The following is a 6000-nucleotide window of genomic DNA, read 5'->3' on the forward strand; positions in this document are numbered from 1 at the left end:
TCAATCTGCAGGTCGTGCGCGAGTGAGCGTTAACTATTGGAGTCTTTAAGCGATGGCAAGGTTGACCGGCGACATTCCCGGGAAAAGGCGATTCAAGGTAGGCATGGTTGGCGGTGGGCAGGGCGCTTACTTCGCCAGTTATCACCGGGCGGCCATGCGCCTTTCAAATCGCTTCGACATTGTCGCCGGGGCCTTCTCGTCGAGCCCTGACAAGTGCCGGGAAGCGGGTGAGGCACTTGGCCTCCAGCCAGAGCGGATTTACTTGTCATTCGAGGAAATGGCCGCTGCCGAGTCGCGTCGCTCCGACCCCATAGAGGCGGTCGTCATCGTCACACCCAATCACCTGCACTTTGAACCTTGCCGCTTGTTTCTGCAGGCGGGAATCCCGGTCATTTGCGACAAGCCATTGGTCAACAGCCCACAAGAAGCCATTGAGTTGGCGAGCATTGCCGATCAGAACGATACGTTCTTCACGCTTACCTATACCTACCAAGGCTACCCCATGGTCAGGGATGCTCGCAGCCGTATTCAGGCTGGAGAACTTGGCGACATTCGTTTCATGTATGTCGAGTACTTGCTGGAGTGGTTGGCGCCGGGTGTATCGACGTTGAGCAAAAGCCTTGCCTGGCGCGGTGACCCGCTGAAGGCTGGCCCGACCGGTGTCGTGGGGGATATCGGGACGCATGCCTTCAACATGCTGGAGTTCCTGTGCGGGCGTCGCTGCACAAGCCTGAATGCCAAGTTGACCACGGTCGTACCCGGCTGGGGACTGGACGATACCTGTGTGGTGCAACTGGAGTTTGAAGGCGGCGTAGACGGTTTGCTGTGGGCCAGTTTCGCAGCGCCTGGTCATCGTAATGGCCTGCGTTTCAAGATCATCGGCAGCAAGGCCTCGCTCGAATGGTGTCAAGAGTCCCCGGAAATACTCCGGTTTACGCCTGTCGACGGCGCCGAACGCCTCTACCGCCGTGGGCAGAGTGATAACGCCGCCCAGACGCTGAACTTCACCAGTTTGCCCGCCGGCAATACCGAGGGCTACCTGGAAGCGCTTGCCGTTCTCTATGCCGATTTCGCCGAGGCACTTGATGCCGGCGCCGGTTGGCGCTCGGCGACCACCATCGCGCTACCTGACATCCACGAAGGCGTGCGCGGCGTCGCCCTGTCCCAGGCGTGTGTCGAGTCCAGCCGACGGCGTGCCTGGGTGCCTTTTCCATACAGCGGACACCCGTAACTGGGCAGCGGGTTATCGACTCGTTTGGCGACACAAGGGTTTTGCACGCAGCAAAAAAGTGAGCGTTGTGCTCAACACTACGGAACTGAGGACAATCAATGTTTAGCGAACTCTATAGAGCTGCCTATTCGGTGCTACTGCCCGCGTTCGGGGATTTGAACCTGGATGACAATGTCCGTCGTTATCTGAGCCGAGGTGGCGTTTCCCTTTTGCTGGGCGAGACACGGGACGAGTACGTGGGCAGAGCCATGAGCGAGGCTCGAAAGGGCGCGGAAACCCCGGCAGACTTTATCAACATCGTGCGGCAAGCAGCCGCTTTGGCGGGTGCGCCTTTGCTGATTGCAGTGGATCAGGAACTCGGCGGCATCGAACGCCTTCATCAACTGGTCCCTGCAATCGCGTCGAGAGAGCAACTCAAGGAATTGAGTTCGCAGGACATCGAACATCGATGCTTCGAGATGGCCAAAGCGGCCCGAAGCCTGGGCGTCAATCTGTTTCTGGCACCGATTGTCGACGTGGTGACCGGTCCCAACCCCTGGCTGCTCGATCGGCACCTGGGTGCCGATTCGGCTGAGGTCAGTCGGGTGTCCTGTGCCTTTATCCGTGGGGTTCAACGTGCTGGAGTGATTGCGACGGCTAAGCACTTTCCTGGCCATTACGTCACTGAAGAAGATCCGGCGATTGCTGAAGCCACGGTTCCCGGGCCACTGGAATTGCTGCATGACAACCTTGAAGTGTTCCAGAGCGTCATTGCCACTGGTGTAAAAGCGGTGATGCCGGGGCCAGCAGTTTTTCCGGCGATCGACCCTGAGCATTCAGCCTCTACCTCGTCAAAAGTCATTGGCATTCTGCGTGACACCCTGGGCTTCGATGGATTGATCATTTCCGATGATCTCGATGCGGTGTCCATCCTCCGCGGTAACTCCATCACGGACACGGCCGTTGCTTCACTGAAGGCAGGCGCGCATCTATTGCTGGTGTCCAGTGAGTCTGGTCTTGATGCCATCGCCGAAGCCATTGTTGCGGCCGTCCATGAGGGGGGGCTGGACCGCCAGGTTCTATTGGCCGCCGCGTTCAAGGTACGGGCGTTGGCCTCACTGGCGGACGCCTGAGGGGCAGCCATCGAAAGCTGACGCAGTGACTGCGTCAGTTCGCGCCGTATTTTACGTGACTGCGAAATCTCTACCTGAACCTGATCTCTCTACAATGAATGACAACGGTAGGAGCGTCCCATGAACACTAAAAACAATATCCTGGCCCTGCATTCCACGGTTGCAAAGCACTCGACCCTTGCGATGGACATCGACATCGCAAAGGCTGTGGGTTTCGATGCGCTGGAGATCAACAGCGCAAAACTGGAAGCCTGGCTGCAGGCGGGGTATAGCGAACCGGAACTGAAACACCTGCTCAATGATGTGCCGGTCACGGGCATTGGTTACCTGAGGGATATAGAGCGCCAGGGGGCTGAGCGCGATGACTTGCTCAAGGAGGCCGAGCGACTTTTCCAGTTGGCCAACCTGGCAGGCGCCAAAGGCGTGCAGGTGCTCACCGGACCCATCAACGTTCAGGCCGTGATTGATTTCCAGCAGCACGGCAAGAGCCCCTTTTACTCGGGTCTGCTGGGTTCAGATGAAGCGACACAGTACGTGTTGACCGCAAAAAACCTCGCCTTGCTGGCTGATCTGGCGAAGCAGTACAACGTGCTTCTCTATCTCGAAGCGCTGTCCTGGACTCCGCTCAACAGCCTGGACCATCAACTTCAGCTCATCGATCGCACCGAGCGCGATAACGTCAGGATGGTCATCGATTACTGGCATTGCTTTACCTCCGGCGTGCAGCCGCAAGATATTGCCAGGATGAACAAGGACCTCATCTACGGCGTGCATGTGTGTGACTCGCTGCCGTTTGAAGGGGGTATCCCCAACGAAGAAATTCTCAGGGATGTGCCGACGGGAAGTGGGGTGTTGAACCTTGCCGAGTGGACGGCTGCGGTGAAGGCCACCGGTTACCAGGGCTGGTGGAGTTGCGAGTTGTTTTGCAAGAAGCAGCAACAGCAAAACAGCTACGAAGTCGCCAAGGAGCTGAAGTCACTCTTGACCCGGCTTGTGGGTCAATAAGCAGCTTCTTCAACAAGCACACGTTTTCAAGTTTGATTCCGTCCTGCGCTTTTTTGTGCAGGGTTACGTCAATGCTTGCAATGGTTATGGGCTGCCATCGCTCGGCAGCCTTGTTCTCAACACTAAAAAGAAACTGAGGTCGTCATGGTGGATTTCATCGTAATCGGAGGTGGATCGACAGGTTGCACCGTGGCTTCAAGACTGAGCGAAGACGCTACGGCCTCTGTCGTCCTTTTCGAAGAGGGACCTCGCGATCGCAACCCCTATATCCACATTCCCGGCGCCTACTACAAAACGGCGCAAGGCCCGCTGCTCAAACGCTATGCGTGGGAGCCTACCGAAGATCAACGCCGGACCGAGACGCCCACGATGGTTCAGGCCAGCGTGCTGGGGGGCGGAAGCTCGGTCAATGCCATGATCTACATCCGCGGTGTCCCGGCCGACTACGATGGCTGGGCCGAGCAGGGTGCGACCGGCTGGTCTTACAAAGACGTCCTGCCGTACTTCAAAAAAGCCGAAGACAACGAACGCTTCTGCAACGACGCCCATGGCGTTGGCGGGCCGTTGGGGGTTTCCGATCCGATCAATGTCCATCCGTTGACCAAAGTCTGGTTGCGCGCCTGCCAGCAATACGGCCTGCCGTACAACGAGGATTTCAATTCGGGTACGCCTGAAGGTTGCGGTCTGTACCAGATCACCGCCAAAAACGGCTTTCGCAGCAGTGCGGCTGTGGCCTACCTGGCACCCGCCAAATCGCGCAAGAACCTGACGGTGAAGACGGGCTGTCGCGTCATCCGCATCTTGACCCAAGGCAACAAAGCCATCGGTGTGGAATACATCGAGAAGGGCGTGCGTCACGTGATGCACGCCGACAAGGAAATCATTTTATCGTCCGGCGCCATCAACTCGCCGCGATTGTTGATGTTGTCCGGTATCGGTCCGGCTGCACAGCTAACCAAGCATGGCATCAACGTGGTCAAGGATTTGCCCGGTGTCGGCCAGAATCTCCAGGATCATATCGAGGTGTCGCTGGTGTATGAGCTGACGGGACCGCATAGCTACGACAGGTACAAAAAGCCCCTTTGGAAAATGATGGCCGGTTTGCAATACGCGTTGTTCAGGCAAGGCCCGGCGGCGTCGAATCTCATTGAAGGCGGGGCTTTCTGGTGGGGTGACAAGGCAGCAGCCCATCCGGATATCCAGTACTTCATGGTGATGGGTGCCGGCATTGAAGAGGGGGTTGACTCTGTTCCGGGGGGCAATGGGTGCACGTTGAACCTGGGGCAGATACGTCCAAGGTCCAGAGGGTATGTAGAACTCTACTCAGCCGACCCGATGTCACCTCCACGGATCGTGCCCAACTATTTCTCTGACCCATACGATATTGAAAGCCTGGTGGACGGTTGTCTGGTGGGTGAGCAAATCATGTCCCAGGCCGCTTTCAAGCCGTTCATTGCAAGGCGTCATGTGCCGGACGGGGCGGTCAGGTCCCGGGAAGAGATGAAAAAATTCTGCCACGAAGAAGCACACGCCGCGCTGCACCCCTCCGGCACCTGCCGCATCGGGGTGGATGAGCTTTCGGTCGTAGGCCCGGATCTTCGTGTGCATGGTATGGAAGGGCTGCGCGTTGCCGACGCATCGGTCATGCCCACGTTGATTTCAGGCAACCCTAACTCGGTGTGCATCATGATTGGCGAAAAGGCTGCTGACATGATCAGACACGGGCACTAGGTCGCCATGCAAAAAGGCGTGGCAGTAACGGGGGCAACCTTTGACTGCCGCGTTTTTTGTGTTCGGTTCTAGCTGCCGAGTAACCACAGCGAGAACGAAATCCCCATCGCGAAAAGCAACATCCCGGTGCAAATGCTTGCCTGAAGTTTGAACAGCGATGTCCTTGCAACGCGAGGCTTCTCCAGCAAATCAACGGGGCGTACACGAATTCTGGTCATATGAGCTGTTGCATAAAATAGGCTATGCATGGCGTATACCCTCGGGTCGTTTTTGCTCAATCAGGGGGGTAAAACATCCCCCGGTTTCTGTGAGGCAAGCTCCATGCCATTCAGTCTGCGCCGGATGCCCCGCAATCAGCAGATAATGGGGGGCCGTAAAGGGCTCAATCGACCGAGTGCGGAGCGACGAGTTCGACGCTGGTAGCAGGAAGACGTATTGGAGGAGAGCAGCTGCGGCTGAGCAAGGCACCAGAGATGATGCGAGTCCGAAAGCGGACTGTTGAGCATCCCTTCGGGGCACTCAAACATCTGGGTAGCCTGCTGCCCTGATGTTTTGTACAGACCTTGGAAGTTTTCACAGTGGCAACCTGACTCTTTGATAAAGGAAAAAACTTCTAGAGGGGGTTGACCATGTATTTTAATGCTGTACTATTCGCCTCCCGCTAACGAGCAACGTAATGTCGCTCTTGGCTTAAGTAGTTGATTTTGTTGAAAAATCAGAAACTTTTAAGGTTGCAATTTGAAAAGGTGCGCTGTAAGATGCGCGCCTCGGTTGAGACGAAAGATCTTAACCAGCCGCTCTTTAACAACTGAATCAAGCAATTCGTGTGGGTGCTTGTGGAGTCAGACTGCTAGTCAACAGATTATCAGCATCACAAGTTACTCCGCGAGAAATCAAAGATGTAACCAACGATTGCTGAGC

At 56.5% G+C, this 6000-nt stretch carries 4 protein-coding genes; all 4 read left to right on the plus strand.

Going from position 1 to position 6000, the window contains the following annotated elements; genetic code table 11:
• The first annotated feature begins 52 nt into the window (after positions 1-52).
• Positions 53-1231, plus strand: a complete 1179-nt coding sequence (locus CKW15_RS07215) for a Gfo/Idh/MocA family protein (RefSeq protein WP_095151929.1) — start codon at positions 53-55, stop codon at positions 1229-1231.
• A gap of 98 nt (positions 1232-1329) precedes the next feature.
• Positions 1330-2343, plus strand: coding sequence for a glycoside hydrolase family 3 N-terminal domain-containing protein (locus CKW15_RS07220; protein ID WP_095151930.1), 1014 nt, complete (start codon positions 1330-1332; stop codon positions 2341-2343).
• 120 nt (positions 2344-2463) lie between these two features.
• Complete coding sequence (locus CKW15_RS07225) at positions 2464-3348, plus strand: sugar phosphate isomerase/epimerase (RefSeq protein WP_095057941.1); 885 nt, start codon at positions 2464-2466, stop codon at positions 3346-3348.
• Between the two features lie 144 nt (positions 3349-3492).
• The gene (locus CKW15_RS07230) at positions 3493-5079 is read left to right on the plus strand and encodes a GMC family oxidoreductase (protein WP_095151931.1); all 1587 of its coding nucleotides are present in this window, start codon (positions 3493-3495) and stop codon (positions 5077-5079) included.
• Positions 5080-6000 lie beyond the last annotated feature (921 nt).

This window comes from Pseudomonas sp. Irchel s3b5, from assembly GCF_900187435.1.
GTDB lineage: Bacteria > Pseudomonadota > Gammaproteobacteria > Pseudomonadales > Pseudomonadaceae > Aquipseudomonas.

Bases quoted from the DNA above. Each gene is read 5' to 3' on its own strand.
- CKW15_RS07215 (WP_095151929.1), top strand. From the start codon at position 53: ATGGCAAGGTTGACCGGCGACATTCCCGGGAAAAGGCGATTCAAGGTA.
- CKW15_RS07220 (WP_095151930.1), top strand. From the start codon at position 1,330: ATGTTTAGCGAACTCTATAGAGCTGCCTATTCGGTGCTACTGCCCGCG.
- CKW15_RS07225 (WP_095057941.1), top strand. From the start codon at position 2,464: ATGAACACTAAAAACAATATCCTGGCCCTGCATTCCACGGTTGCAAAG.
- CKW15_RS07230 (WP_095151931.1), top strand. From the start codon at position 3,493: ATGGTGGATTTCATCGTAATCGGAGGTGGATCGACAGGTTGCACCGTG.